Genomic DNA, 24,262 nt, shown 5'->3' with positions numbered 1-24,262 from the left:
ACGGTAAGCACTCAGCACCTACCGCAAAGTGCAGAAAGGCCGCCCTTCGACGCCCGCCCAGACACAGGCTCGAATGCATGCGATCACGACGCGCGAATCCTGGGTGAGGGGCACGGACTTCACAATGATCAACATGAATTTTCTCCAGTCGCCGGAATCGCGACTCGCTGCGCCTGATGTGCGAAGTGAAGCACCACGTAGCCCAGCGATTGCCAGAAGCGGGCCTCGTTCTTGCCGCAATTCAGAATGCACGCGCACTCCTTCGATCCGTAACACTCGTAGCCCCTGTCGGGGCTCCCCGAATCCAGAATCGCCTTGCCTCTTTGGGTTGCCGTGTCCATGCCATTGGTATAGATGATTGCGGCTCACGAGACCAGCAGCCCGGGGCCGGACCGGACGTCGGCCTCGGCGCGGATGTCATGTCGGGATTCATCCGGGATGCTGGCATCGGCGCCGTCCGACATGGACGTCCGATGAGAGTACGGCCTCGGTACGTCCGTCGAGGGCCTCGACGGGCTACAGTCGGCCAAAGGCAATCCTTTGCCGAGAGAGCCCACCAAGCGCGGTGCGTTGGAACTAAACTTTCTTCACGTAAGCGCTGCACCAGCCCTTCGCCGCGACGGTCTTGCCTGCAAATAGCGGGCATGGGCCCGCGGCATCGCCAGCCTTGCCCTGGTAAAGCTGACAGGTCGCGCAGTCTTGGCCGGCCGCGTACTTTGGGAACTTGACCTTGTCCGCTTTCGTAGCATCGCTGACGTATCCCAGCGCCGCGGCCTGCGGCTCCTTGGGGTCAAGCTCTGCGGCGAGGGCGAGTCGGGCACTCAGAAGTGCGACTCCAGCGACAGGAACAATCTGGATGAACGAGCGACGCGAGGTCATGGTCGTACCTTCTTCTAGATGAGCCGAGGGGACGTTGATTATCCGCGTACGCATGCGCTGAGCGCGCCATCCCGAAGCGCAGGTGCCTCTACGCAGACTGGCCGGCGGCCTGCGTGGTTTGCTCGTCGACAAGCTTGGGGGGTCAGCGCGCTGTGGAGATGTTCCTTGCTGGCGCCGCGCCGCGGTAGGTTGCGAAGGTGCTCACCGCCATGGGGTGCTAGAGACGATCGGGTTCGCCGGCAGCATAGCCATCGGGACCAAGAACGGCCGGCACGCTCGGCAGAGCTCAAGATTCTCCGTTGCAGTGTGATCCCACCAACGACCGAGGCGCGCCCCTACTCCAGCGTCCGACCTTGCTCCTTGAGCGTCTTGACCTTGCGATAAAGCGTCGCACGACCGATGCCGAGCCGACGCGCTGCTTCGGTAACGTTGCCGCCCGTTTCCTTCATCGCAGCCGCGATCGCGCGGTTCTGGGCCGCGCGAAGCATACCCGTGTCCATCGCGACCGAGCGCGACGATTCCATGCGGGGGGCCGAGTCAACGGGTTGTCCCTTTGGTTCGAAATCCGACCACGACAAAAGCGCGTCAGGTGCAGCGAGCGCGAGAGCGCGCCTTAGCGAGTGGGACAGCTGCCTGACGTTGCCTGGCCAAGGTGCGCTTCGTAGCCGCTCGCGAACCGGTTCTGGCACTCTCGTCGCGGGCGTGGAGGCTTGCCGAAGAAGCGCGTCCAGCACCTCATCGAAGTCCATGCGCTCCCGCAGCGGTGTCAGGGCCATGACGTGGCCCGTCACCCTATAGAACAAATCCTCGCGGAACTGTCCCGCGGCCACGCATTCCTCCAGGTCGCGGTGGGTAGCGCAGATGATGTGGACATCCACATGGCGCGGCTTCGTGTCGCCGAGCCGCACGACCTCATGGCTGTCGAGTACACGCAGGAGCGCCGCCTGGAGTGGAAGCGGCATGTCGCCGATCTCGTCAAGGAAGAGCGTCCCTCCGTGGGCCGCCTCGATCTTGCCGGTGGCACCACCCCGGCGAGATCCCGTGTAGGCCCCATCGACGTGCCCAAACAGTTCGCCGCTCAAGAGCTCGGCTGGGATGGCGGCGCAATTGAGCGCGACGAATGGACCCTCGGCTTGCGCGCTTGCGTGGTGCAGCGCGCGAGCCGTGACGTCTTTGCCCGTGCCAGTCTCCCCAGTCAGAAGGATCGGCAATTTGGCGCGTAACGCGCGCCGAGCCTGTTCAAAAGCGCGGGACAGTCGTTCATCGCCGAATAAAGGGCGGATCTCGGTGCGCACCGCAGGCGTGGCGGGTGGACGGAACTCGGTCGTGACCGCCAGCGGCGGCGCGACGAACGACCTCGCCGATACCGCGCGAACCGTGCCTGCCATCGACTGCGCACGCAGGCGGACACCGCCCCGCAGCTGCAGTGGCAAGCCATGAGATGAAGCCGCATCCAACTGCGACAGCCAGCTTCCGAAGCGAGTATCGAAGAGCTCGGAGAAGGCGAAACCGACAAGCTCCGAAGGCAGACCCATCAATTGACGCGCGGCACGGCTCGCGGCGACGAGTCGGCCGTCGTCGTCGAATGCGAGCCAGGCCTGTGTCGACGTGCCGTCCGCGTTCGTGAAGCCTTCATCCACGTCAATTTCGAGATGCAAGAACGAAGGCAGGCTCTGGAAGAGGCGTCGTTCGACGCGTTGTGCACAACGGCTGGCGAGCCAGAGCGCGCTTCGCAGCATGCCGGGCATGTCGTGACTGACGTCGACCGCGCCAATGACCTGGCCCTGCGGATCGAACACGGGTGCAGCGCAGCAATGGAAGACCTGTACGTCGGAAAAGTAATGCTCCGGGCCGCATACGCTCACAGGCTGCTGCTCCGACATAGCGACGGACATCGCGTTGGTGCCGATCGATGCTTCCGACAGGTCGACTCCGGCACGAAACGCATGGCGTAGCGGCTTGCTGTGCGAGGAGATTGCGCCGTCCACCGCAAGTGCATGGCCGCGCGCGTCTGTCAGCAGGGTTGCATAGCCGGCGTCCGACACTGAACGCGCGAGCGAGCCCAGCTCGGGCTGCGCCACCTCCAACAGCGTGCGATTTCGCTCCATCAGCAACTGCAGGGCAGGGCGCTCCACGGGAGCGAACTCAACGGCGTCTTGCACCCGATGCCCCTGATCGCTGCAGCGCCTCCAGGACCGCAGCACGGCATCGCCTATGTGGCCAACAGTTTCCCTTCCTTCGTCGAAGAATGCCCGGCGTGCATGCCAGATTGCCTCTGGCTGGTAGGCGATGAGCGGTGAAGAAGTGAGCACGTCAAAGGACTTCAAAACGGGCAAAGACGCGATGTTGGTGACTTCGGCGGCGCGCAGCAAGATGGTTTGTACCGAGCACGCCCGTCTCGGTTCCGGCACGAATTCTCATCTGGAGACGCCTTCGTCCCGATATGAGACGCCGCGCTCCTCGTCAGGCGCCCAGGTCGACCAATGGTGCACATGCAAGCCCTTGACGAAAAAGGAGATTTTCCTCTACGACGTGCCTTGCGAGACAGCGGTACGGGTCTTGCGGAAGAGAGCACAGCGGCGAACGGGTAGTCGACCGCGACTTTCACCACAGGAGACAAAGACATGACAAATCGCGATGGCAACCCCTGGGACAGCCGCATTTTCGTCAACGGTTGGCGGGAAGCTCACGGAGGCGAGGCCGCCGTGCTGGAGAAGGCCACGGGTGCTACGCTGGCTCACGTAGGGTTCGCGGACAAGAGTGACGTCGATGATGCCGCGCGGGGTGCCGCTGCCGCTCAGATCGGATGGGCCGCGACGCCGTTCGACCAGCGCGCCGCGGTGATGCGCGAGGCCGCACGCTTGCTCAAGGAGCGCGCGGGCGAGTTCCAGCTATGGAATGTGCGCGAGGCCGGATCGATCCCTGCGAAGGCCGATTGGGAATTGCATGCGACCTACGAGCAGATCCTGATGAGCGCGGCGCTGCCGATGCAGCCGACCGGGGCAATCTTTCCGTCGTCGATGCCCGGTCGAACGAACTACTGGCGCCGCATCCCTCTGGGCGTGGTCAGCGTCATTGCGCCGTGGAACTTCCCGCTGCTGCTGGCGATGCGATCGGTAGCGCCCGCGCTGGCGCTGGGAAATGCGGTGCTGCTCAAGCCCGACGTCCAGACACCGATCGTTGGCGGCGCGCTCATTGCGCAGGTTTTTGCCGATGCCGGGCTCCCGGAAGGCGTGCTGCAGTTGCTGCCTGGCGGAGCGGAGACGGGCGACGCAGTGGTTCGCCACGACAGCGTCGCGATGGTCTCGTTCACCGGGTCGACCGCCGTCGGTCGCGGCATCGGCGAGACCTGCGGGCGGCTGCTGAAAAAGTGCGCGCTCGAGCTTGGCGGCAACAACGCGCTGGTGATCCTCGACGATGCCGATCTCGATGTCGCGAGCTCCAGCGGGGCCTGGGGCGCGTTCCTGCACCAGGGGCAGATCTGCATGCAGGCGGGACGCCACTTGGTGCACCGAAGCGTGGCAGCGCGCTACGCCGACCTCCTGGGTGCCCGTGCATCCAGGTTGCACGCGGGGGATCCGAACGCCGGCCCAGTTCACCTCGGGCCGTTGGTCAACGAACGCCAGGCCGCCAGGGTCGCCAGCATTGTCCAGGATGCGGTGCGGGACGGCGCCAAGATCGTGGCGGGCGGTACGCGCGAAGGGCTGCTCTACGGCGCGACGGTGCTGTCGGACGTGCGCCCGGAGATGGCGGTGTTCACCGAAGAAGTATTCGGTCCGGTCGCGCCGATCACCGTGTTCGACACCGACGACGAGGCAGTCGCGCTCGTGAACTCCTCACCGTACGGTCTGGCCGCTGCGATCCATTCGCGCAGCACGCCACGCGCCGTCGCGATCGCGCAGCGGCTTCACACCGGCATGGTTCACATCAACGACCAGACCGTAAACAACGAATTCCACGTGCCCTTCGGCGGCATGGGTGCCTCAGGCAATGGGGGGCGCTTCGGAGGCCCCGCCAATATCGAGGAATTCACGCAGTCCCAATGGATCAGCGTGATGGAACAGGGCATCCAGTACCCGTTCTGAACCGAGCGCTCCGGTCGACGTCGCCGTGCAAGGCGGGTCGGCCTGCGCTGTCCGACCGATTTTCATCACGCCACGCAGCCACGCAGCCACGCAGCCGCGCTTGCGAGCTCGTGCCCGCCGCAACAACTCGAATGACTGGAGACTGTTCATGAAGAAATTGAAAACACCCGATCTGGATCGGGGGGACCTGCTGAACCAACTGGAGGACGCGCTCTATCGCGGGCGTCTGGGCCGGCGTGACTTCATCCGCCTGGCGGTTGCCGCCGGAACGAGCCTCTCGATGGCGCAAGCCATGGCGCAAGAAGGCGGCGACGCTGCCATCACGCAGCTCTACAACGCCAGGAACCTGCAACCCGAATATGACTACATCGTGATCGGTTCGGGCAGCGGTGGCTCGGTGGTTGCCGGCCGCTTGGCCGCAGAGACCGACGCCCGCGTGCTCGTGCTCGAAGCGGGGGGCACGGACCAAGTCGAAGCGGTGCTGAATCCCGGCATGTGGCCCGCCAACATTCGCAGCGAACGGGACTGGAAGTACAGCGCCGCGCCGAGCCCGGCTGTCAACAACCGCGCGCTGATCCTGCCGATGGGCAAGGTCGTCGGCGGCGGATCGTCCATCAACGCGACCGTCTGGGCCCGCGGACACAAGAACGACTTCGATTTCTGGGCTTCGGAGACCGGTGACGCGAGTTGGAACTACGCGAACGTCCTCAAGATCTACAAACGCATCGAGGACTGGCAAGGCGTTCCCGATCCGGCCCGTCGCGGCAAGGGCGGTCGCCTTTGGATCGAACCCGCGAGAAACCCCAATCCGATCGCGCATGCGATGCTCGATGGCGCTGCAGCAGCAGGGATCCCAAAATTTGACGACCAGAACGGCAAGATGATGGAAGGCGACGGCGGCGTCGCGATCGCGAATCTGCGCATCCGCGACGGGCGGCGGCGAAACCTGCCCTCGGACTATCTCTACAGCGCCTTGAAGCGACCGAACCTCACGCTGCTGACGGGCGCCGAAGTGCAGGGTTTGACGATGGTCGGAAATCGTGTGACCGGCGTGACGCTCATGCGAGACGGCAAGTTGACCGTGGTGAAAGCCACTCGCCGAGTCGTTCTCAGCGCCGGCGCGATGAATACGCCGAAGCTACTGATGCTTTCCGGCATCGGAGACGAAGCGGAACTCAAGCGACACAACATCAAGGTGAAGCACCACCTGCCCGGCGTAGGCCGGAATTTTCAGGATCACGCGCTGTTGGCCGGTTGCATCTGGGAGTACAACACTCCGCTGCCTCCGGCAAACAACGCCGCCGAGGCGACGTTCTTCTGGAAAAGCGATCCGGCACTCGACACACCCGACCTCCAGCCATTCCAGATCGAGGTGCCGTACGCGTCCGAAGTCACCGGGCCGCAATTCAACCCACCGGCAGGCTCGTGGTCGATCGCGCCCGGACTTGTGCGACCGAAAAGCCGCGGACGCGTGACGCTTGCATCGGCCAACCCCGCGGACATGGCGCTCGTCGATGGTGGCTTCCTGACCCATCCCGACGACGTCAAGGCGCTGATGCGCGGCATCGCGTTGTGCCGCGAGATCGGCAACTCCGCGCCAATGAAGGAATTCGTCAAGCGTGAAGTGATGCCCGGGCCGTTGGAAGGCGACGCCCTGAGGGACTTCATGCGCAATGCCACCGGCACCTACTTTCACGAAAGCTGCACGTGCAAAATGGGCCGCGACAACATGTCGGTGTTGGACGGCAAGCTCTCGGTCCGAGGCATCCAGGGGTTGTCGATCGCGGACGCGTCGGCGATGCCGCGCGTCTCCACCGGCAACACGATGGCGTCCACGGTCATCATCGGCGAGCGGATGGCTGATATTCTGATGGCGAAGCGCTGAGCAGGGGGTCTGCGAGCCTTCGGCAGTCGTGGCCAAGACTTCGGCCGGAATGGCGTCTAACTGCGGCTTCGCCACGCGCCGCGTCTGGGTCTTGCTATCGACGAGCAGCGCGCGGGCTCTGGTGCAAATCGCGCCTCCGGTAGGCTGTGGCGTTTGAACTGAAAGCGGATCGATGGCGCAGAGGCTGCAAAGCATGGACGAGCTGTTCAAGGGCCGGCACTTCGAGCGTGAGGTCATCATCCTTTGCGTTCGGTGGTACCTGCGCTTCAAGTTGAGTCTGCGTGATCTGGTGGAGATGATGGCCGAGCGCGGCCTGGCCTTGGCTCATACAACGATCATGCGCTGGGTCCAGCGCTTCGTGCCCGAGTTCGAGAAGCGCTGGAATCGCTTCGCCCGCAAGGCCGGTCGACCCTGGCGCGTCGACGAAACCTATGTAAAGGTTCGCGGTAAGTGGACCTACCTGTATCGTGCTGTCGATCGCGAGGGGCAGACGGTGGACTTCCGCGTGAGCGCCAACCGCGATGTGAAGGCAGCCAAGGCATTCTTTCGCAAGGCGCTGAAGACCCAAGGTCGACCTCCGGTCAGCATCACGCTGGATGGCTACGCCGCATCCCATCGTGCGGTACGCGAGTTGCCCGAGCAGAGCCCTCGATGGAAAGACACGCGGCTGCGATCATCGAAGTACCTCAACAACATGATCGAGCAAGACCATCGGGGCGTGAAGTCACGCCTCAACCCGATGCTCGGGTTCAAGGTCTTCGACCGCGCTGCGGTGACGATCGCCGGCGTCGAACTGCTGCACCGAGTTCGCAAGGGTCAGTTCAATCTCGGCCGGTTGCATGTTCGGGGCCAAACTGCGCCCGCGATCTGGAATGCCGTGCTTTCGGCATAACCTGCGCGGCCCTCTGGAGACATCTCTCGGCTACGCCGAAACTTTGCACCAGAGCCGTTGCGAGCGTCCATTGCCGGATTTTCAAAGCGCCGGGCGGCATTGAGTCAAAACGCGCATCAGCTCGTTGCCATCCCGTTCGCGCAGCGCCTTGTCGGGCCGGATGGAACCCGCCTTGTTTCCTCTACTCGGCGAAAACCTCCTGCAGCGTGCTCAAGGCCGCCGTCAGCGTCTTCGTGGATGCCGCGCCCAACCTCTTGACCAGACGCACGTTGTCTACCGTCCGCACCTCGTCAAATCGAAAGCGCCGCGGTTGGTTGGGTAGGGCGGTTCGAACGCCAAGGATGTCCACGACGGTGGCCGCCAGTAGGCGAGGGCGCCAAGCGCGGCCCAGCCGTACGTCTTTCCAGGCAGCCCGCCGTCACAATCATCGATCATTTGGTTGGCTTCCTGCCTCGCGCGGCCCGGTCAGGCTGAGACTTTTCGGCAACCTCACCGTCACCCGTTGCGCGACGCGCCTCGAATTGGCGCAGCGCAGCGGCCGTCGCCGCTTGGCTCTCGCGCAGCAGCTGTGCGATCTCGCGTTCGGCCTGCTTTTGCTGGCGCTGCAACTGGGCAGCAAGATCGGTCGCGCGGTGCTCTGCCCCGGTGGCGCGCTCCCGAAGAGTCGCAAGCTCGACCTGGATCACCTGCTCCTTGCGCGACCAGGCGGCGGCGTCGTCGCGGTGCGCGGCCTTCTCCGCCTGGAGAGCCTGGCTTGCTGCTTCCAGAGCGCTGCGCGCGGCCTCCAGATCAGCCACTCGCGTCTTTTGCTCTTTCGCGAGGTCTGCCGCGGCTTGGCGCGCGGCCACCCGCTCGCGATCGATGTCGGCAAGGAGGCGGCGTTCGTGGGCGACATGGCGCTGCTCGGCCTCCCTTGCGTCGCGGTGCGCGGCCACGAGTTCCATCTCAGACTTCTCGCGCAGGGCTTCCTTGCTGGCCACGGTCTCGTCGAGGGCCTTGCGCAGGCGTCGCACCTCGGCTTCCGAGTCGCTGAGCAGGCGAGTGGACTCCTGCTGCTGCGTGTGCATCTGGGCCTCCATGGCCGTGACCGCCTGGCGCGAGGATGCGAGCGCCTCATCGAGCGCGACGCGGGCCTGCTCGAGGGAGGTCTCCCGCTGCTGAAGGTCGGCTTCCCGTTCTCCTGATCGAGTCGACATTGGGATTCGATGGCTGCGCGGCTACGAGCAGCGAAGCAGACCTACTCTTGAATGTCGTCTGGCCACAGCTGCTTGCCGTGCAACACACGCAGGATTCGGATCGCGTCTCCGATGATGCGATAGGCGACGACGTAGGGCGTTTTACTGATGACCAGTTCTCGTGTGTCGTCGACGCGACCGGGGCGCCCGAACTCGGGGTGATCGATCAGCACTTCGATCTGCCGCGCGATGCGTTCGTCTATCGTGATTGCCGCGCGCGGACTGTCCTGCTCAATGTCGTAGTAGTCGAAAATGCGATCCCGGTCGTCGAGCGCCACAGGCGACCATTCAATTCTCACGCGCCACCCTTGGCACTCCTACGCAGCGCCGCGGCGCGACGATTTGCGAAACGGGCTTCCACTTCATCGTGCGGAATGGGAGTACGCGGATCGTTTAAAGCTTCCTGCACCTTGGCCCGAAACCAAGCGTCATGAGCATCCGTGTCGGCGACCAGACCGACAGGAAGCGCACCTTCATTCGCAACGCGCGTCAGCACGATCCGAACGACGTCCGAAACCGTCAGGCCCAATCCGTCGAGGACTTCGACGGCGCGGTCCCGAACATTTGCGGCGATGCGGGTTTGCACCAAGGCATTGGCAGTGGTCATCAACGGCTCCAAACAGCGGGCGAGGAGAAATTGTAATGCAAATGAATGGCTTTGTGGGGCGCCGCCCCGCCACGCATCGAGCCCGGCAGCCTGCCTCTCGTCGCGCGAATTCGTTCGCATGTGGCGACCCGCCTGATGTTGCTCAGGATGCAGCGCTTGGGCACGCTGACCTAGCGCCGACAAGCAGGGCCTATCGCAAAATATTTGCAGTCCAGTTCGAGCGAGATGGCTCAGAAGGCTGATTGCAGCCAGTCGCCTACTTGTTCCCGCTCGTGCCATTGCTGACACAGGCGTGTTGACCTTTTGCATGCGACATGGAACAGCCAAAAGAGACTGCCGGATGCTGAACGGCGCCCGAGATGCCGGCGGCGATGTACAGCTATGGGGCGACGATCTGGCCCATCTGGCCGCCCACTTGCGAGTCGCCTTTTCGGCACGTAGCCCGCGCCCACCGCAGCGCGGCTGGCCCGCGGCAGTTCCAACGGCATTGTCACGTTGGCGGTCAGTGGACACGACAACGGCAGGTGGGGCCGCCATTCAGAAGACGGTGGACGGATTTCGGGCAAGGCCCGTGATAAGGCGCCAGGCATCGAAGCGCGCAGCCAGCTGCTTGCGATAAACGAAGGGCGCAGCAGATGACGCTTGAGCGCGAAGTGCTGGCGGATGGGGCCAAAGGTTGAGAGAAAAGCCTGGGCGCACTCAGGCCGGCGAAATCCTCGCATCCGGCGCTCGCGCTCACGGGTGGGCTGATGGCTGTTCTCGGCGCGGTTGTTCACGCGGGCACAGGACTTCACGAACACGTGCCGCACGTTCGCCAGCTCCGGGATCTCGGCTTTCGCAGCCGGATGGCTGCGCAGTCGGTCGGTGACGATCTTGCGGGGAACCTCCGGGCAAGCCGCGAGCACGCGCTTGAAGAAGCGTTTCGCGGCCGTCTTGTCGCGGCGCTTCTGCAGAAGGATGTCGAGCTCGGCACCATGCTGATCGACAGCGCGCCACAGCAAATAGGGCTCACCGCGCAGCGTCACGAAAATTTCGTCCAGATGCCAGGTCGAGCCTGGCTTGCGACGCGCGGCCTTGGCGCGATGTGCGAAGCTCGCGCCGAACTTGTCGCACCAGCGCCGGATCGTCTCGTAGCTGACGACCACACCGCGCTCGAACAGAAGCTCCTCGATGTCTCGCAAGCTCAGTTGAAATCGAAAATACCAGCGCACCGCTTGGCTGATTACCACTGCGGGAAACCGGTGCCCGTGGTAGAGCGATCTCGTCGTCGTTTGCATTCGGCAAGCTTACGACATCGCCAACGTGACAATGCCGATCGAGGTATTGCGTGATGGTGAGCCGCAGGTGCCGGCCAAGCCGGTGCTGCGCGAGTTGGCGGTGCGGCTCAACGTAGGGTTGCTGAACCAGAGGGGCAATCCGCTCAACACCCGTCAGCTCGGCACGTTGATCATCCGAAGCATCCAGGCGCTCGCCTCGTCGGAAGGACGGAGCGCCGGAGCATCAGTCGGTTCATAGTGATGGTGGTGGATGCCCATCTGCCGCCACCTCGCCGAGCCAGCGTATGAAGGCGTCGACTATCGGATCCTGTGCCTTGCGCGGCACGCTGAACACGCTGTAGCCGCGGTTGCTCCGAGTGACCTTCGGGTGCGCCAGAACAAGGTCGCCAGAGCGGAGCTCACGCTCGACGAAGTATTGGGGCACGAGGCCCACCCCCAGATCGCCCCGCACTGCTTCGATCATCATCGAGAACAGGTCGAACCGGTGGCCTGCAACAGTGTTGGTCGGTGTGCGGTCGATATCGGCCTGTGCGAACCACTCCTGCCAGGCACCAAGCCGCGAGCTCATTTGCAGCAGCGTTGCAGAACGGAAATCGCCTCGCGCCATCTCGCGACGGTGGCGCGCCCGAGGCGCACAGACGACCACGCAGTACTCGGGCAGCAGAGCATGGGACTGCGCCCCCGGCCACACGGCATCGTCGTACTGCACGCCGACGTCGAAGGCGGGTTCGTCCATGTAAATGTGCGTATGAAAGATCTGCAAGTGCACGCTGCAGGCGGGCTGCCTCGCGGCGAAAGCCGGCAGGCGCGGCAGTAGCCAGCGTTCTGCGAAGACTGGCACCGCGCCGACCAGCAGGCGTGTGCCATCGGGGCGTTGCGCCATCGCTTCCAAGGTGTGGTTCTCCAGTCTGACCAGATCACCCGCGATCTGGGCGTGATAGCGGCGGCCCGCATCGGTGAGCTCTGACCCGTGCGCGGTGCGGTGCACCAGACGCACACCCAGTTGCGCCTCGAGCAAGCGCAGTTGCTGGCTCACCGCGCCGTGCGTGAGGCACAAGGACTCTGCCGCCCTGGCGACGCCGTGATGGCGGGCGACTGCATCGAACACAACCAAGGCGCGGGTGCTGGGGAGATGGCGAGGCATGTTAGAAAATCTATCAGCACCGAAGAATAAACGAGAGCACGTCAGCGGACAACGCGAAAAAATGGGATGAGCACAACCTCACCCCATCTCACGCCATGTCCTTTCCGCGCTCACTCCGTTCCGCCTGCCTCCCGCTCGTCGCTGCGCTTTGCTGCGCCGGCATTGCTCAGGGGCAGGGCTTCAGCACCGTCGCACCCACGCCGCAGCAAGTCAGCCCGGGCGTCGACGAGGCCTATCGGCAGTTGATGGCTTCTTCCGCGGTTGCACAGTTGCTCGATGCCGTGAAGGCCGACCATGAACGGTCGATCGAAGACTTGAAGATGCTGACGGAGATCGAAGCCCCGCCGTTCAAGGAGAGCAAGCGCGCAGAGGCCTTTCTGGCACGCGCCAGAGCGCTTGGCCTAGCTGACGCGAGGATCGATGCCGAAGGCAACGTCGTCGGCTTGCGCAAGGGCATTGGCAACGGGCCAACTCTATTGGTCTCGGCGCACCTGGACACAGTGTTCCCGGCGGGCACCGACGTCAAGGTGAAGGAGCGGGATGGCAAGTTGTACGCGCCGGGGATCACGGACGATACGCGTGGCCTCTCAGTGCTGCTGTCATGGCTCAAGGTGCTCAACGACAACAAGGTGCAAACCGTCGGCGACCTGCTGTTCGTCGCCAACGTCGGTGAAGAGGAGCTTGGAAATTTGCGCGGCATCAAGCGGATCTTTGCCGAACATCTCGATATTGACGGCATGGTGGGTCTGGAGCCGGCGCCGGACGGCTTCGTGGCCGTGCTCGGGACGGCAAGCCACCGCTATGAAGTCACTTTCAAGGGGCCCGGCGGACATAGCTATCTCGCGTTTGGCCAGGTGCCGAGCGCGATCCATGGCATGAGCCGCGCCATCGCCCGTATCGGCGACATCAAGACGCCAAGCTTTCCCAAGACGACTTTCACCGTCGGAACTGTCAGCGGCGGCACGTCGGTCAACACCATCGCGCCGGTTGCGAGCATGGCGATCGACATCCGTTCGGACGAGATGGGCCCGCTGCTCGACACGGAAAAGAAAATACTCGCAGCAGTCGACGAAGGGGTAGCGGAAGAAAACAAGCGCTGGGGGGTCAACACGCTGAGCGTGTCGCACAAACTCATCGGCGACCGCCCGGGCGGTCGCACGCCGGTGGATTCCGCGATCGCAGAGGCTGCAGTGCGCTCGAACACGGCCTTTGGCCGCAAGACGACGTTTATTGGCGGCAGCGCCGATGCCAACGTGCCGATGTCGCTGGGCATCCCCGCCATCATCATTGGCGGAGGGGGCAAGACCGGTGGCTTTCACTCACTCGGCGAATGGATCGACATGACGGATGCTTGGAAGGGTGCACAGAGTTCCCTCATGACGGTGCTCGGGCTGGTAGGCGTGCAGGGCGTCAGCGAGCCGCTGTTGCCCAAGCGCCCTCCGCGGACAGAGTAGGAGAGTCGCTAGACCCTGGCCAGCGGGCCTTGCAAGCTGTGGGCTTGTCCTGGGGCGAGCCCGCGCACGCGGTCAAGCGTGCGGCTCATCAACAACCCGGGAGATCACCGGTCCAAAGGCGCAAGACGCGGCCCGGCACGTGTTTTGTTCCCTGGAAGGAGAGGGCGGCGATCGCCTGAGAGGCTACGAGCCGCAAAGTTTTATCGCCTGATTCAATAGGTCTTCGATCCGCGAGTAGAGTCTCTGGACCCGCCTTGCGAGTGCCCTCGCATGACGACTGCGCTCGAAATAGAAGGCAGGAGCGTCGGCGCGCGTCCTTTCGAATCCGCGATGGTCCTCGTCCATCTTCGTGAGTGCCCCGCGAAGGCGATCCAAGGGCTGGCCCAGCCTCGGCTAGACCGTGCTCACTCAGATGGCTTCTTGCCCCGCGCTGCCCGGACGGCCTGAGGCTTCCCATCGGTCTGTGCCCGTCTCTCTGCTAGACCCGCCTCGCGCTGGCGCAGCGCTGCCATCGTCGCCGCCTGCTCTTCGCGCAACCGGGCGATCTCGCGCTCGGCCTGCGCTTCCTGGCGCCGCAGCCGGTCGCCCAGATCCGCGGCGCGCTCCCGGAGGGTCGCAAGTTCGATCAGGCCCTCCTGCTCCTTGAGAGACCAGGCGGCGGCCGCATCGCGGTGCGTCGACTTCTCCGCCTGGAGGGCCTGCTGTGCCGCCGCCTGCGCCGTGCGTGCTGCGTCCTGGTCCGCCGCGCGGGCCTTCTGCTCTTTCACAAGATCTGCGGCAGCCTGGCGCGCGGTCACCCGCTCTCGATCGACGTCGGCGAGCAGGCGGCGCTCGTGGGTGACATGGCGCTGCTCGGCTTCCCTTGCGTCGCGTTGCGCCGCGCCGAGCTCCATCGCCGCCTTCTCGCGCAGGGCTTCCTTGCTGGCCACGGCCTCGTCAAGGGACTTGCGCAGGCGTCGCACCTCGGCTTCCGCGTCGCTGAGCAGGCGAGCGGACTCCTGCTGCTGCGTGTGCATCTGGGCCTCCATCGCCGTGACCGCCTGGCGCGAGGACGCCAGGGCCTCGTCGAGCGCCACGCGGGCCTGCTCGAAGGAGGTCTCGCGCTGCTGCAGATCGGCTTCCTTTTGGGCCAGGGCGCTGCGCTCCAACTCGAGCTCACGCCGGGCGGCTTCGGTCTTCTGGATCTGCACCTGATCGGCCTCGCGCCGGGCGACGTCCCAGAACTGCTGAGCGGCCTGGACGATGGACAGGGGAAGCTCGTTCGCCTCGCCGACGGCCAGGCTCGCGCCGCTGCCGTCGAGGCGCTTGCCGAGCGTGGCGAACCAGCGCTCGAGCATGGGGCTCACGGTGTTGGGCGAGCCGCTGCCGATTTTCTGGCGCACGCGCTCGATGGTCGGGCGCAGGCCTGCGTGTAGCAGCGCGTCGGCGGCTTCCCAGACCTGGGCCTCCTGGATCCCGCGGCCGCTGCGGACCGGGTGGTATTCATCACTCGAACTTCTCGGATCCATGCCCTCTTCTCCTGCCTTTTTTTACTTGCGATAATAATAGAGCCCAGATTTAAAACTCCTGTGTTCGAATCGAGCCGTAGCACAAATGTGCTACAGTAGTGCTCGTTTCACAAGTTCCGGGAGCCGTCTTTGTCCACCACCACGATTCGAATGGAAGATGCTCTGAAAGCTCGCATTGCAGCTGCTGCCGAGCGAGCCGGAAAGTCGCCACACGCCTTCATTCTGGATGCGCTTTCCGAGACAGTAGAGCGCATAGAGACGGACGACGAGTTGCACCGTATCGCCGATGAACGTTGGGCTGCTTTGAAGCGAACTGGCAAGTCGGTGGCGTGGACAGATGCAAAGGCGTACTTGCAGGCCCGCGCTGGTGGCGAGAAAGCGCGCCGGCCGTCAGCGCGCCGGCCTGCGCGTTGACCGAGCATGGCTCGAATCGAGCTTGCTCCTGAAGTCGTTGACGATCTTGATCGCTTCCTGGATCACATGGCGCAGTACGACGCGGTGGACACCGCGAAGCGGATCGAGGAAATCATCGAGGCCATCCAGATCCTCGCGCATAGCCCTCAAATCGGCAGACCGGTGAGGGATGGCAAACGGGAATTGGTCATTGGCAAGGGTGCTCGAGGCTATGTCGCGTTGTATCGCTATCTTGCCGAGGTCGATACGGTTTTCATATTGGCAGTTCGCGCGCAGCGAGAGTCTGGTTTCAAGCACTGATCTCGTCGAATGGGGCGCATGATTTGTAGGGCATGCCATCGCTCGACATGCCTGCGATAGGGATGGCAAGCATCGCTGACGGCCTCGGGTTCGATGCGCGCGGAGCAAGGCCTGTCGGTCGTTAGCCCTTTCAGTTTCTATAAGCCATGGTTAGGGGGCCTTTTGGGGCATCCGGCTCTGCGCGTCGCGTATTGCGGCCATGGGAGGAACTGGTTTCGTCAGACTCGGAGCGTGACCGAGCATCGCCCAGTTCTTTGCCATTGTCCGGAAAGCCTCCCGCGGAGAAAGTATCGCCATCGATAGGTGGCGGCAGCAAGTCGAATTCACCACGAAGGATCCGGACCTCTCGCAGGCATCCGAGAAGCAAGGTCATCGTCGGCCCCTTGGGTGATGAGGTGCCCCGTCCACCGGCCTCGGGGCGCCCGCATGGCCGAAGTACGTCGCTCAGATGTCGAGTTCGATCTCCGCGCCATCCGCAGACCGCGACACGCATACGCACATCAGCCCACCCTGGCGCCGGTCGTCTTCGGTCAGGAAACTGTCGCGGTGATCGATGATGCCGTTGCCGACCGGCGTCAGGCAGCTGCCGCATACGCCGGTACGGCAGTCGTGGGGCGCGTCGATGCCGTGCGCCAGCAGCGCGTCGAGCAGGGTCACATCGGCCGGTACCTCGATGCGCTGGCCCGTACGCACCAGCCGCACGGTGAAGGCCTTGTTGTCCCTGCCCACCACCTGGCTGCCGAACAACTCGTAGTGCACGTGGTGCTCGTTCCAGCCGGCCTGCACGCCGATATCGATGACGCTTTGGATCATGCCGCCCGGGCCGCAGACGTACAGGTGCCGCTGCGGATCGGGAGAGCCGATCGCCTGCGCCAGTGCCGCGCGTGCCACTGCCGGGTCCGCCGAATGCATTTCGTGCAACGCCAGGCCGGGTAGCGCGCGCAGTTCGTCGCGGAAAGCCACGCTTTCGGGCGAACGGCCGAAGTAGTGCAGGTCGACGATCGCATCGCGTTCGCTCAGAACGCGCGCCATGCACAGGATGGGCGTGATGCCGATGCCTCCTGCGATCAACGTGTGGTACGGCGCATCGTCGGCCAGCGGGAAGCCGTTGACCGGCTCGCTGAGTTCGATCAATGCACCGGGCACAACCGCATCGTGCATGTGCAGAGATCCGCCGCGGCCACCGGCCTGGCGCAGTACGCCAATCTCGTAGTGGTCCACGGTGCCGCTGCCGGGCCGGTTGACCAGCGAGTACGAACGCTGCGCCGCGCTTCCGTCGGCCAGGCGAACGCCCACATTGACGTGCGCGCCCGCGGAGAATCCCGGCAGCATCGCGCCCTGCGGGTGCTTCAGCACGAACGAGCGGATGTCGGCCGTGCGCTGAATGATCTCGGCAACCTGCAGCTCCATGTCAGCCTTGGGCCTTGGCCAGACGGGTCAGCACGGCCTTGGCCTCGTTCATCATGCGCACCACCACCTCGCCGGCCGGCGCGATGTCCTTCACCAGGCCGGCGCCTTGCCCCATCAGCCATGGCATCTCTTCCCAGTCGGCCTCGGTCGCGGGCGATGGCAGGATGACATTGAATTTGCGCATCTCCATCGGCTGGCCGTAGAGCACCGTCTTTCCCACCAGATCGAGGTGGTCGCGCTGCGTCGGCACCTCGGCGAGGCGGTGGTTGTACTCATCCACCACGCGATTGCGTTGCAGCCGCATCGGATTGAAGTGTGGCCACTCGGGGCCGAAGATCGAGCTGAACACAGTGTCTTCACCGCGCGACGCGACGATGCGGCGCTTGTGCTCATCGTGGACGGCGGCCTCCAGCGTCGCCACCATGCGGGTGCCCACCCACACGGCATCGGCACCCAGTGCCAATGCAGCAGCAACACCCCGGCCGTCGCTGATGCCGCCCGCGCCCAGCACCATCGCCCGCGCACCGACCGCGTCGACGATGGTGGGCAGCAGCACCATGGTCGGCAACCCCGGCTTGCCGGGCAGCCCCTGGTAGTTGTGCCCGCCGGCCTCGTAGCCTTGGGCGACGATCACGTCGGCACCGGCTTCGACGGCGCGCTGCGCGTCTTCGACGCTGCCGACCTGCTCCCAATAGGACACGCCGGCTTCGCGCAGCACGCGGCGGTTGGCGTCGGACGGATGGCCCCAGTGCCACGAGACGATCGGCACGCGCTCCTGGGCGCAGACTTTGACCTGGGCGTCGTTGTCGAAGCAAGTGATGAAATTGACGTTGAACGGCGCGTCCGTGGCTGCCCTGATGGCGCGGATGTACTCGCGCAATAGTTCCGGCGGCGTGAAACCCACACCGAGGGCGCCGATGCCACCGGCCTTGCACACCGCAATGGCCAGGTCGGGCGTGAGGCCGGCGAAGGCCATGCCAGCGCAGGCGAAGGGGTGCTGCACACCGTAGCGTTCGGTAAAGCGCGTGGCGATCGAGGGGATGGTGGGCATGGTCGGGCTCCTTGGGATGGAAAGTTCGATACGAAACGAAAGGGCAACTCAGGGTGTGGGTGGCGTCAGCGCGTCGCCGGGTTGCAGCCCACCGTTGTCCAGCACCTCGGCGTACACGCCGAGATCGCCGTGCCGAAAGTGGCGCAGCAATGTCTGGGGAATGCCCAGATCGCGCACGCCGGTCTCGGGGTCGACGTTGGTGGCGGCACAGCGCCGGGTGCGCATCACCACGCGGCAGCGCACGCCGCCAAGGCGGATTTCCCTGTCGAGCCAACCCAGCTCTTCCCAAGGCTCACCGCCGTCGAAGTAGACGTTGGCGCGAAAGCGCAGCGGGTTCACCTCCTTGCCCAGCACGCTCGCGACGTCGCGCACCGTGGCGAGGTTGGTCAACGAGATCGCGTTCATCAGTGCCGGCGAGACCACGCTCACGTCGGTGAAGCGCGCACCCTGCGCTCGGACCAGCCGTGGCGTGCCCGGCAAGGCCTTTCTGGCGTGACGCCCGACGAACGCGGCCAAGCCGTCGAGAGCTGCCGGGTCGTCCAGCGCTGCCTCGATCCGCTCTCCATCCGGCGCCAGCACCGAGAGGCGCCCAGCTTGCGCGTCGAGTTGGGTGCGAAGGGCGGCCAGGCGCTCATGCTGCATCAGCATCAGGAAGTCCGACTTCGGACGCGGTTGATAGGTCTGGGCGTCGTAGGCCCAACTGCCGTTGGTCAGCGCGAACTCGCGGTCGAGCGGAATGCCGTGGCCGGCGCGCAATTCGATCTTGTCGAGCGATTCCGGCGACAGGCCCTTGACGGGATATCGATAAAGGGTGCGGATGGTTCTCATGGGTCTTGGCAGGTAGGTGTCCTTGGGGCGGCTCAAATTGCGCGCGCGGCATGCCATTGCGCAATCGACCAGTGATCCTCCGCACCGGCCAGGTGGTTGCGCAAGAGGGTCAGCGACAGCCGCGAGAGCAGAGCCGAACTGTCGGCCATGTCGAATCGCAGGTCCGCAAAACCGGCGATTGCCTGTTCGCTCAATGCCAGCGCCTGGGTGACGTCGACCCCGACGCGCGTGCCAGCGGGAACCGCGCGGTAGTACGCTGCAATGGCGTCCCGGCTCACGAGACATTGCGGTTGCAGGCCTTGAAACAGCGCCGTGGGTGCAAAGCATCCGGCCACCCGATCGGGCGCCGGCTCGTTGAATGCGCGGGCCCAGGCATCGAGCACCGACACGATGCGCCCGGCCGGCGATGCGGGCCCGCTCATGGCGCAGGAGCCGGCATCACCGGCCAGAGTGCCTCGATCGCCATCGCGATGGCCAGCAAGCGACGGTCCGCACCGGCGGGCGCATCCAGTTCGATGCCCAGCGGCAAGCCGGCCTCGCTGAGCCCCATCGGCAGGCTGATGCTGGGCAGGCCCACCACGCTGGCCGGGCCGGCGTTGCGGGTGTAGGTGAAAAAAGTCGACACCGGCCGGCCGCGCAGGCTGACGACGTCGTCCTCGCCGATGCGCGCGGCCGGCAACGGCGTCGTAGGGAAGATCAGCGCCTCGACGCGATGCTCGGCGAAGCAGCGGGCATACGCGCACTGGAAGGCGCGGCGCTGCACCTGGAGGGCGTGGGCATGGTCGGCGGGTGTCGGTGCCTCGCCGCCCAGAATGTGGGCGAAGGCGGCCCGTACGTCGGCGCCGGCAACCGCTTCGGCGACGCGCCGGGCGTCGAAGGGCAAGCCGTGCGATTCAAAGTAGCGTCGCAGCCCGGGGAGGTTTTCGGCCATCGCGATCACCAGGCCGGCCCGCGCGCATTCGTCGCCGTCGATCGCCACATCGCACGGTACGAGTTCGACGCCGGCGCCCGCCAGCCGCACCAGCGCGGCCTCGGCAGCGGCGGCCATCGCGGGGTCCAGGTCCTCCCAGAACAGCCGCCGCGGCACACCGAGCCGCAAGCCCTCGAGCCGAGCCGCGGCGAGCGTGAGCGTTTCATTGCAGACCACCGCGTCGAGCAACGCGCACTCGGCCGCGCTGAGAGCCATCGGGCCCACCGTGTCGCGCGTGGCCGAGATCGGGACCACGCCATCGCTGGGCCAGCGGCCCGCGGTCGGGCGAAATCCCACGACACCGCACAGCGCTGCCGGGATGCGGATCGAGCCCCCGGTGTCGGTGCCCAGCGCGGCTGGCACCAAACGCGCCGCCACGGCGACGGCGCTGCCACCGCTGGAGCCGCCGGCGATACGATCGGGCGCATACGGGTTTCGCGCTGGCCCAAAAGCCACGTTGTTAGTGGTGACACCGAGCGCGAACTCATGCAGGTTGGTCTTTCCGATCACCACGGCGCCTGCCGCGACCAGGCGCGCCACGGCCGTAGCGTGGCGTCGTGGCACATGCCCTGCCAGCGCCGGGCTGCCTGCCGTGGTGGGCAGCCCGGCGACGTCGATGTTGTCCTTGACTGCGATGGGCAATCCAAGCAGCGGCCGCAAGGCGCGCTGCGTGGCGTCGAGGCCGTCCGCCTTCCGGGCGGCGCTACGCGCCCCGATCGGATCGAGGCACAGGAAGGCACCCAGCGAGGCCCGCTCGCCGGCACGAGCCAGGGCGGCGTCCACCCGTTGTGCGGCCGGCTCGGCGGAGGGTCTGGCAGAAGTGGTCATCGAAGCGTGTGCTGGGAATTTGCAGGCAGCATAGGTCCGATGCGCTCCAGAGCGACATCCTCATCAATGAGGAGCCACGGCGCCGAGACAGGCCTGCCCGGGTTAGCGCGATTGACGCCGCCGCGCTGCACTTCCTACACTGCTGCGACACAGGCGGGCATCCGATTTGCTTGTCCCTCCGTGCACCCACGCAAACTCGCCGCCATGTACCTCACCGGTCCGCAAACCAAGCACCTGTCACGCGTGATGGACGCCCTGACGCGGCCGATGGGCCACGACGAACTGCGTTTGCGACTGGCCGAGTCCCTGAGCGACTTGTTGGACGCCGACTACCTGGCATCCTATGTGTGGGATGACAGCAGCCAGCGCTTCGGCCGCGGAATCTGCTGCCATGCCGACCCGGCGCACCTGCGCGCCTACGAGACAAGTTTTCAGTTCACGGACCCGATCGCCTTGAGGCTGCGGGCTCGCCGCTATCCGACACTCGTCACGCAGGTCATGCCGCAGCATGAACTCGTTCGCACCGAGTTCTTCGACGGGTTCCTGAAATCGGAAGGCCTTTACTGGGGCGTCAACCTCTACGCCCACGATGGCCGCGTCGATCTGGGCGACATGCGAATCTGGCGCGCGAAACGAAAGCAGAACTTCGATGCGCACGAGATCGAATTGCTGCGCGTGTTGTACCCATCCATCGTCAATGCGCTGGGACGGGCGGGCGATGGGTGCGCCCCGAGCCTCGACTCGATCTCAGGCGAAGGCGTGACAGAGTTGCTCATGCGCCTGCAAAAACTCAGCCGCCGCGAGGCGCAAGTCGCCGTACTCGCGGCGCAGGGCCACTCCGACAAGGAGATCGCGCGCCGCGTCGGCATTGGCTTCACCACGGTGCGCACCCACCTGACGAACGTCTTCCGCAAGACGGGCTGCGCCGATCGCAAGAGCCTGATCCGCGAGATGTCCCGGCTGGCGACAAGCCCCTAGCTGGCTAGCGTGCGGTGCCCTTCACGCTTGCAGGCACCACCCGATCCATCTCGTCGAGAAACTCGCGCTTGCGCGTCTTCTTCGTCGACAGTGGAACTTGTCGGCCTTGATCTCGATGGTGGAGAAGTCGGCGTCGCTGACCACCAAGCCCTTGGGGTAGGAATTGGTGTCGATTTCGGAGCGGACCTTCAAGCCGCTGCGTGTCTTGGTGCCGGCGATGAGCTGGACGATCTGATCAACGGACGACCGCGCCAGTTCATCGTGATGAACGAGAACAGGCGATGCTCGATCTTTTTCCACTTGCTGGTGCCGGGCGGGAAGTGCAACCCCCGGATGCGCCGACCTGTCTCTTTGGCGAGCCGGCTCAACTCGAGCTTCCACAGCCGAACGCGGTAGCCCTTGCTGCCCCCGCCATCGGCGGTGATCGTCAACTCGCTTGCCTTGGGATAACGCTGGCGCCCCATCGTGAACCACCAGCGACGGATCGTCTGAACGGCAAACGCAGACGTGTCGTGATCGGTATCTACGCTGACCCAGCCCTCGTCGGCGCCGATGTCGTACACGCCGTAGGGGTTCGCACGACCCAGCTCGGCGTCAACGAAGTCGTGGACGAGAGCGATTCAAACGGTGGGGTGTGCAGACGCCAACTTGCGAGTTCTTATCGCGATTGGCCAATCTGCGGTCGAGTTCGCTGGCTTGAAAATGACGCCTGGCGCCCCTTTGGAGCTTGGCCATGCAGATCAAAGTCAGTCTTGCCATTTCCGGCGGCCCTGCCGAGTCGGACGCGTTGCCGTTGCTGACGCTGGAGGTCGATGCGCAGCCGAGCATCGAGACTCTGGGGCTGGGCTTGGCCGATGCCAAGGCGCTGCTCGCGCAGATGCAGGCCTGGATCGTCACGCGTCAGGTCGAACTGATGTCGACGAGCCAGCGCCGATCCGATGGCTGTGGCCTGAATCGCGCCATCAAGACTACCACGACGTCCACTACCGCAGCCTGTTTGGCAGTGTTGTCGTGAAGGTGCCGCGTTGGCAGCGATGCGAATGTCGTTGCGGCACTGCCCCAAGCGAACGGCGGGCCCGGCGCTGGATCTCGGCAGAGGTGCAGTACGTCCAAAGCCGTCTCGCCGCCACGATTCCGTATGCCAAGTCCTCGGAGTTACTGGAGCTGTTGTTGCCAGTGGCCAGAGCCGATCCAGGTCGAGCGTGGCGGCCATGGTGCACACCGGCTGCGCGTCCAGGGGCACGGTCTGGATGTCTTCGCGTCCGATCCACGCCTGGAGGTCGATGGTGGGGGCGCTGTCGTTCATGTGCGCTCGAACACCGCGGCAATTCCTTGGCCGCCACCGACGCACATCGTCTCTAGCCCGTAGCGGCCGCCGCGGCGGCGCAGCTCGTGCAGCAGGGTGCACATCATGCGCACGCCGGTGGCGCCGATCGGATGGCCGAGCGAGATGCCCGAGCCGTTCACGTTGAGTCGTGCCTGGTCGTCCCAGTTCCAGCCCTTCAGCACGGCCAGCACCTGGCAGGCGAAGGCCTCGTTCAACTCGACCAGGTCCATGTCGTCGAGCGTCATCCCGATGCGCCTCAGCAGCTTCTTCACCGCGGGCACCGGACCGATGCCCATATGCGAGGGTTCGCAGCCGGCGGCTGCCCAGCCGACGAAGCGGCCGATCGGCGCGAGCCCCAGGCGTGCGAGCTGGCCCTCGGCGACCACGAGGCATGCGGCGGCGGCGTCGTTTTGCTGGCTGGCGTTGCCCGCGGTCACCGTGCCGCCCTTGATCAGAGGCCTCAGCCTGGCCAGGGTGTCCATCGAGGTGTCGGCGCGAAAGCCCTCGTCGCGCGCGAACCTCACGGGGTCGCCCTTGCGCTGCGGTACCGCCACCGGAACGATCTCGTCGGCGAAGCGGCCCTCCTCCCAAGCGTCGGAGGCGCGCTGGTGGCTCTGCACCGCGTAGGCATCGGCGGCCTCGCGTGAGATGCCGTAGTCGCGCGCGAGGTTCTCGGCCGTCTCGATCATTCCGGAGATGGGACCAAAGCGCTCGGCCGGCTGCGAGCGTTCTCGGCCGCGCTCGAGCCGGTCGTGCATGCGCACCGAGCCCGAGCGCGCGCCCCAGCGCATGTCGGTCGAGTAGTACTCGATGTTGCTCATGCTCTCCACGCCGCCGGCCAGCACCACGTCGGCCGCGCCGCTCTGAACCATCATCGCGGCCGTGGCGACCGCCTGCAGCCCGCCGCCGCAACGACGATCGAGTTGCATGCCGGGCACCTCGACCGGCACGCCGGCCTGCAGCGCGACCCAGCGTCCGATGCAGGGCGTCTCGCTGTTGGCGTAGGACTGGGCGAATACCGCGTCGTCGATGCGCAGCGGATCGATATCGCTGCGCCCGATCACCTCGCGCACCACTGTGGCGGCCAGTTCCTCGACCGGTACCGGCCGCAGGCTGCCGCCGAAGGTGCCGACGGGGGTGCGCAGCGGGTTGACGATGAAGGCTTGTCTCATGGTCGTTGTCCTGTTCGA

The 24,262-nt window shown here is 65.2% G+C and carries 22 protein-coding genes and 2 pseudogenes; 9 read left to right on the top strand and 15 right to left on the bottom strand.

The window, feature by feature from the left end; all coding sequences use genetic code 11:
- Positions 1 to 576 precede the first annotated feature (576 nt).
- Together AC1DYD_RS29740 and AC1DYD_RS29735 are read right to left on the bottom strand one after the other, a co-directional pair.
- A complete protein-coding gene (locus tag AC1DYD_RS29740) occupies positions 577 to 879 on the bottom strand; it encodes a high-potential iron-sulfur protein (protein WP_478176342.1) in 303 nt (100 codons plus the stop codon).
- A gap of 335 nt (positions 880 to 1,214) precedes the next feature.
- Positions 1,215 to 3,251 carry a sigma-54-dependent Fis family transcriptional regulator gene (locus tag AC1DYD_RS29735; RefSeq protein ID WP_478176341.1) on the bottom strand — a complete coding sequence of 679 codons (2,037 nt, stop codon included), beginning with the start codon at positions 3,249 to 3,251 and terminating at the stop codon, positions 1,215 to 1,217.
- A gap of 252 nt (positions 3,252 to 3,503) precedes the next feature.
- Here AC1DYD_RS29735 and AC1DYD_RS29730 point away from each other — a divergent pair, with 252 nt between their 5' ends.
- From AC1DYD_RS29730 to AC1DYD_RS29720, 3 genes are all read left to right on the top strand, one after another.
- Positions 3,504 to 4,964 (top strand): benzaldehyde dehydrogenase, encoded by a 1,461-nt coding sequence (locus tag AC1DYD_RS29730; RefSeq protein ID WP_478176340.1) that lies wholly within the window; start codon positions 3,504 to 3,506, stop codon positions 4,962 to 4,964.
- A 148-nt stretch (positions 4,965 to 5,112) separates the two neighbouring features.
- A complete protein-coding gene (locus tag AC1DYD_RS29725) occupies positions 5,113 to 6,849 on the top strand; it encodes a GMC family oxidoreductase (protein WP_478176339.1) in 1,737 nt (578 codons plus the stop codon).
- Positions 6,850 to 7,021: 172 nt separating this feature from the next.
- Positions 7,022 to 7,741, top strand: coding sequence for an IS6 family transposase (locus tag AC1DYD_RS29720; RefSeq protein ID WP_478176338.1), 720 nt, complete (start codon positions 7,022 to 7,024; stop codon positions 7,739 to 7,741).
- A 431-nt stretch (positions 7,742 to 8,172) separates the two neighbouring features.
- On the opposite strand, the gene AC1DYD_RS29715 is transcribed toward AC1DYD_RS29720, so the two are convergent.
- The 4 genes and pseudogenes from AC1DYD_RS29715 to AC1DYD_RS29700 all read right to left on the bottom strand — a co-directional run bounded on the left by AC1DYD_RS29715 (position 8,173) and on the right by AC1DYD_RS29700 (position 10,860).
- Positions 8,173 to 8,937, bottom strand: a complete 765-nt coding sequence (locus AC1DYD_RS29715; protein ID WP_478176337.1) for a hypothetical protein — start codon at positions 8,935 to 8,937, stop codon at positions 8,173 to 8,175.
- 41 nt (positions 8,938 to 8,978) lie between these two features.
- A complete protein-coding gene (locus tag AC1DYD_RS29710; RefSeq protein WP_478176336.1) occupies positions 8,979 to 9,275 on the bottom strand; it encodes a type II toxin-antitoxin system RelE/ParE family toxin in 297 nt (98 codons plus the stop codon).
- A complete protein-coding gene (gene relB / locus AC1DYD_RS29705) occupies positions 9,272 to 9,583 on the bottom strand; it encodes a type II toxin-antitoxin system RelB family antitoxin (protein WP_478176335.1) in 312 nt (103 codons plus the stop codon). The genes AC1DYD_RS29710 and relB overlap by 4 nt, the downstream gene beginning before the upstream one ends.
- 537 nt (positions 9,584 to 10,120) lie before the next feature.
- A pseudogene (locus AC1DYD_RS29700) lies at positions 10,121 to 10,860 on the bottom strand (IS6 family transposase).
- Positions 10,861 to 10,885: 25 nt separating this feature from the next.
- Here AC1DYD_RS29700 and AC1DYD_RS29695 point away from each other — a divergent pair.
- Positions 10,886 to 11,098 carry a hypothetical protein gene (locus tag AC1DYD_RS29695; protein ID WP_478176334.1) on the top strand — a complete coding sequence of 71 codons (213 nt, stop codon included), beginning with the start codon at positions 10,886 to 10,888 and terminating at the stop codon, positions 11,096 to 11,098.
- Here AC1DYD_RS29695 and AC1DYD_RS29690 read toward each other — a convergent pair.
- Positions 11,093 to 12,004, bottom strand: coding sequence for a LysR substrate-binding domain-containing protein (locus AC1DYD_RS29690; protein ID WP_478176333.1), 912 nt, complete (start codon positions 12,002 to 12,004; stop codon positions 11,093 to 11,095). The genes AC1DYD_RS29695 and AC1DYD_RS29690 overlap by 6 nt on opposite strands.
- 95 nt (positions 12,005 to 12,099) lie before the next feature.
- On the opposite strand from AC1DYD_RS29690, the gene AC1DYD_RS29685 reads away from it, so the two are divergent.
- A complete protein-coding gene (locus AC1DYD_RS29685) occupies positions 12,100 to 13,458 on the top strand; it encodes a M20/M25/M40 family metallo-hydrolase (protein WP_478176332.1) in 1,359 nt (452 codons plus the stop codon).
- Positions 13,459 to 13,862: 404 nt separating this feature from the next.
- On the opposite strand, the gene AC1DYD_RS29680 is transcribed toward AC1DYD_RS29685, so the two are convergent.
- Positions 13,863 to 14,966: a DNA-binding protein gene (locus tag AC1DYD_RS29680; protein WP_478176331.1), complete on the bottom strand. Its 1,104-nt coding sequence runs from the start codon at positions 14,964 to 14,966 to the stop codon at positions 13,863 to 13,865.
- 129 nt (positions 14,967 to 15,095) lie between these two features.
- On the opposite strand from AC1DYD_RS29680, the gene AC1DYD_RS29675 reads away from it, so the two are divergent.
- Together AC1DYD_RS29675 and AC1DYD_RS29670 are read left to right on the top strand one after the other, a co-directional pair.
- The gene (locus AC1DYD_RS29675) at positions 15,096 to 15,380 is read left to right on the top strand and encodes a CopG family transcriptional regulator (protein ID WP_478176330.1); all 285 of its coding nucleotides are present in this window, start codon (positions 15,096 to 15,098) and stop codon (positions 15,378 to 15,380) included.
- 6 nt (positions 15,381 to 15,386) lie between these two features.
- On the top strand, positions 15,387 to 15,680 hold the full coding sequence (locus tag AC1DYD_RS29670; protein ID WP_478122267.1) for a type II toxin-antitoxin system RelE/ParE family toxin: 294 nt from the start codon (positions 15,387 to 15,389) through the stop codon (positions 15,678 to 15,680).
- Between the two features lie 444 nt (positions 15,681 to 16,124).
- Here AC1DYD_RS29670 and AC1DYD_RS29665 read toward each other — a convergent pair whose 3' ends face one another.
- The 5 genes from AC1DYD_RS29665 to iaaH are packed head-to-tail and all read right to left on the bottom strand — an operon-like array spanning position 16,125 to position 20,767.
- Positions 16,125 to 17,090: a PDR/VanB family oxidoreductase gene (locus AC1DYD_RS29665; protein ID WP_478176329.1), complete on the bottom strand. Its 966-nt coding sequence runs from the start codon at positions 17,088 to 17,090 to the stop codon at positions 16,125 to 16,127.
- Position 17,091: 1 nt separating this feature from the next.
- The gene (locus AC1DYD_RS29660) at positions 17,092 to 18,141 is read right to left on the bottom strand and encodes an NAD(P)H-dependent flavin oxidoreductase (protein ID WP_478176328.1); all 1,050 of its coding nucleotides are present in this window, start codon (positions 18,139 to 18,141) and stop codon (positions 17,092 to 17,094) included.
- 48 nt (positions 18,142 to 18,189) lie between these two features.
- Positions 18,190 to 18,969: an MOSC domain-containing protein gene (locus AC1DYD_RS29655; protein WP_478176327.1), complete on the bottom strand. Its 780-nt coding sequence runs from the start codon at positions 18,967 to 18,969 to the stop codon at positions 18,190 to 18,192.
- A gap of 32 nt (positions 18,970 to 19,001) precedes the next feature.
- On the bottom strand, positions 19,002 to 19,391 hold the full coding sequence (locus tag AC1DYD_RS29650; protein WP_478176326.1) for a nuclear transport factor 2 family protein: 390 nt from the start codon (positions 19,389 to 19,391) through the stop codon (positions 19,002 to 19,004).
- The gene (iaaH, locus tag AC1DYD_RS29645) at positions 19,388 to 20,767 is read right to left on the bottom strand and encodes an indoleacetamide hydrolase (protein WP_478176325.1); all 1,380 of its coding nucleotides are present in this window, start codon (positions 20,765 to 20,767) and stop codon (positions 19,388 to 19,390) included. The genes AC1DYD_RS29650 and iaaH overlap by 4 nt, the downstream gene beginning before the upstream one ends.
- Before the next feature lie 111 nt (positions 20,768 to 20,878).
- Here iaaH and AC1DYD_RS29640 point away from each other — a divergent pair, with 111 nt between their 5' ends.
- On the top strand, positions 20,879 to 21,745 hold the full coding sequence (locus AC1DYD_RS29640; protein ID WP_478176324.1) for a helix-turn-helix transcriptional regulator: 867 nt from the start codon (positions 20,879 to 20,881) through the stop codon (positions 21,743 to 21,745).
- Between the two features lie 90 nt (positions 21,746 to 21,835).
- Here the strand turns inward: AC1DYD_RS29640 and AC1DYD_RS29635 are convergent.
- Positions 21,836 to 22,356, bottom strand: a pseudogene (locus tag AC1DYD_RS29635) (ISAzo13 family transposase); the annotation flags it as partial.
- A 122-nt stretch (positions 22,357 to 22,478) separates the two neighbouring features.
- Between AC1DYD_RS29635 and AC1DYD_RS29630 the strand changes: the two are divergent.
- On the top strand, positions 22,479 to 22,760 hold the full coding sequence (locus AC1DYD_RS29630; RefSeq protein WP_478176323.1) for a hypothetical protein: 282 nt from the start codon (positions 22,479 to 22,481) through the stop codon (positions 22,758 to 22,760).
- A gap of 287 nt (positions 22,761 to 23,047) precedes the next feature.
- On the opposite strand, the gene AC1DYD_RS29625 is transcribed toward AC1DYD_RS29630, so the two are convergent.
- Positions 23,048 to 24,244 (bottom strand): acetyl-CoA C-acetyltransferase, encoded by a 1,197-nt coding sequence (locus AC1DYD_RS29625; RefSeq protein WP_478176322.1) that lies wholly within the window; start codon positions 24,242 to 24,244, stop codon positions 23,048 to 23,050.
- Positions 24,245 to 24,262: the final 18 nt, after the last annotated feature.

This window comes from Variovorax sp. P4_B11 (assembly GCF_056402355.1).
Note: the sequence above shows the minus strand (reverse complement) of the source record. Positions and strands in the feature narration are given on the sequence as shown.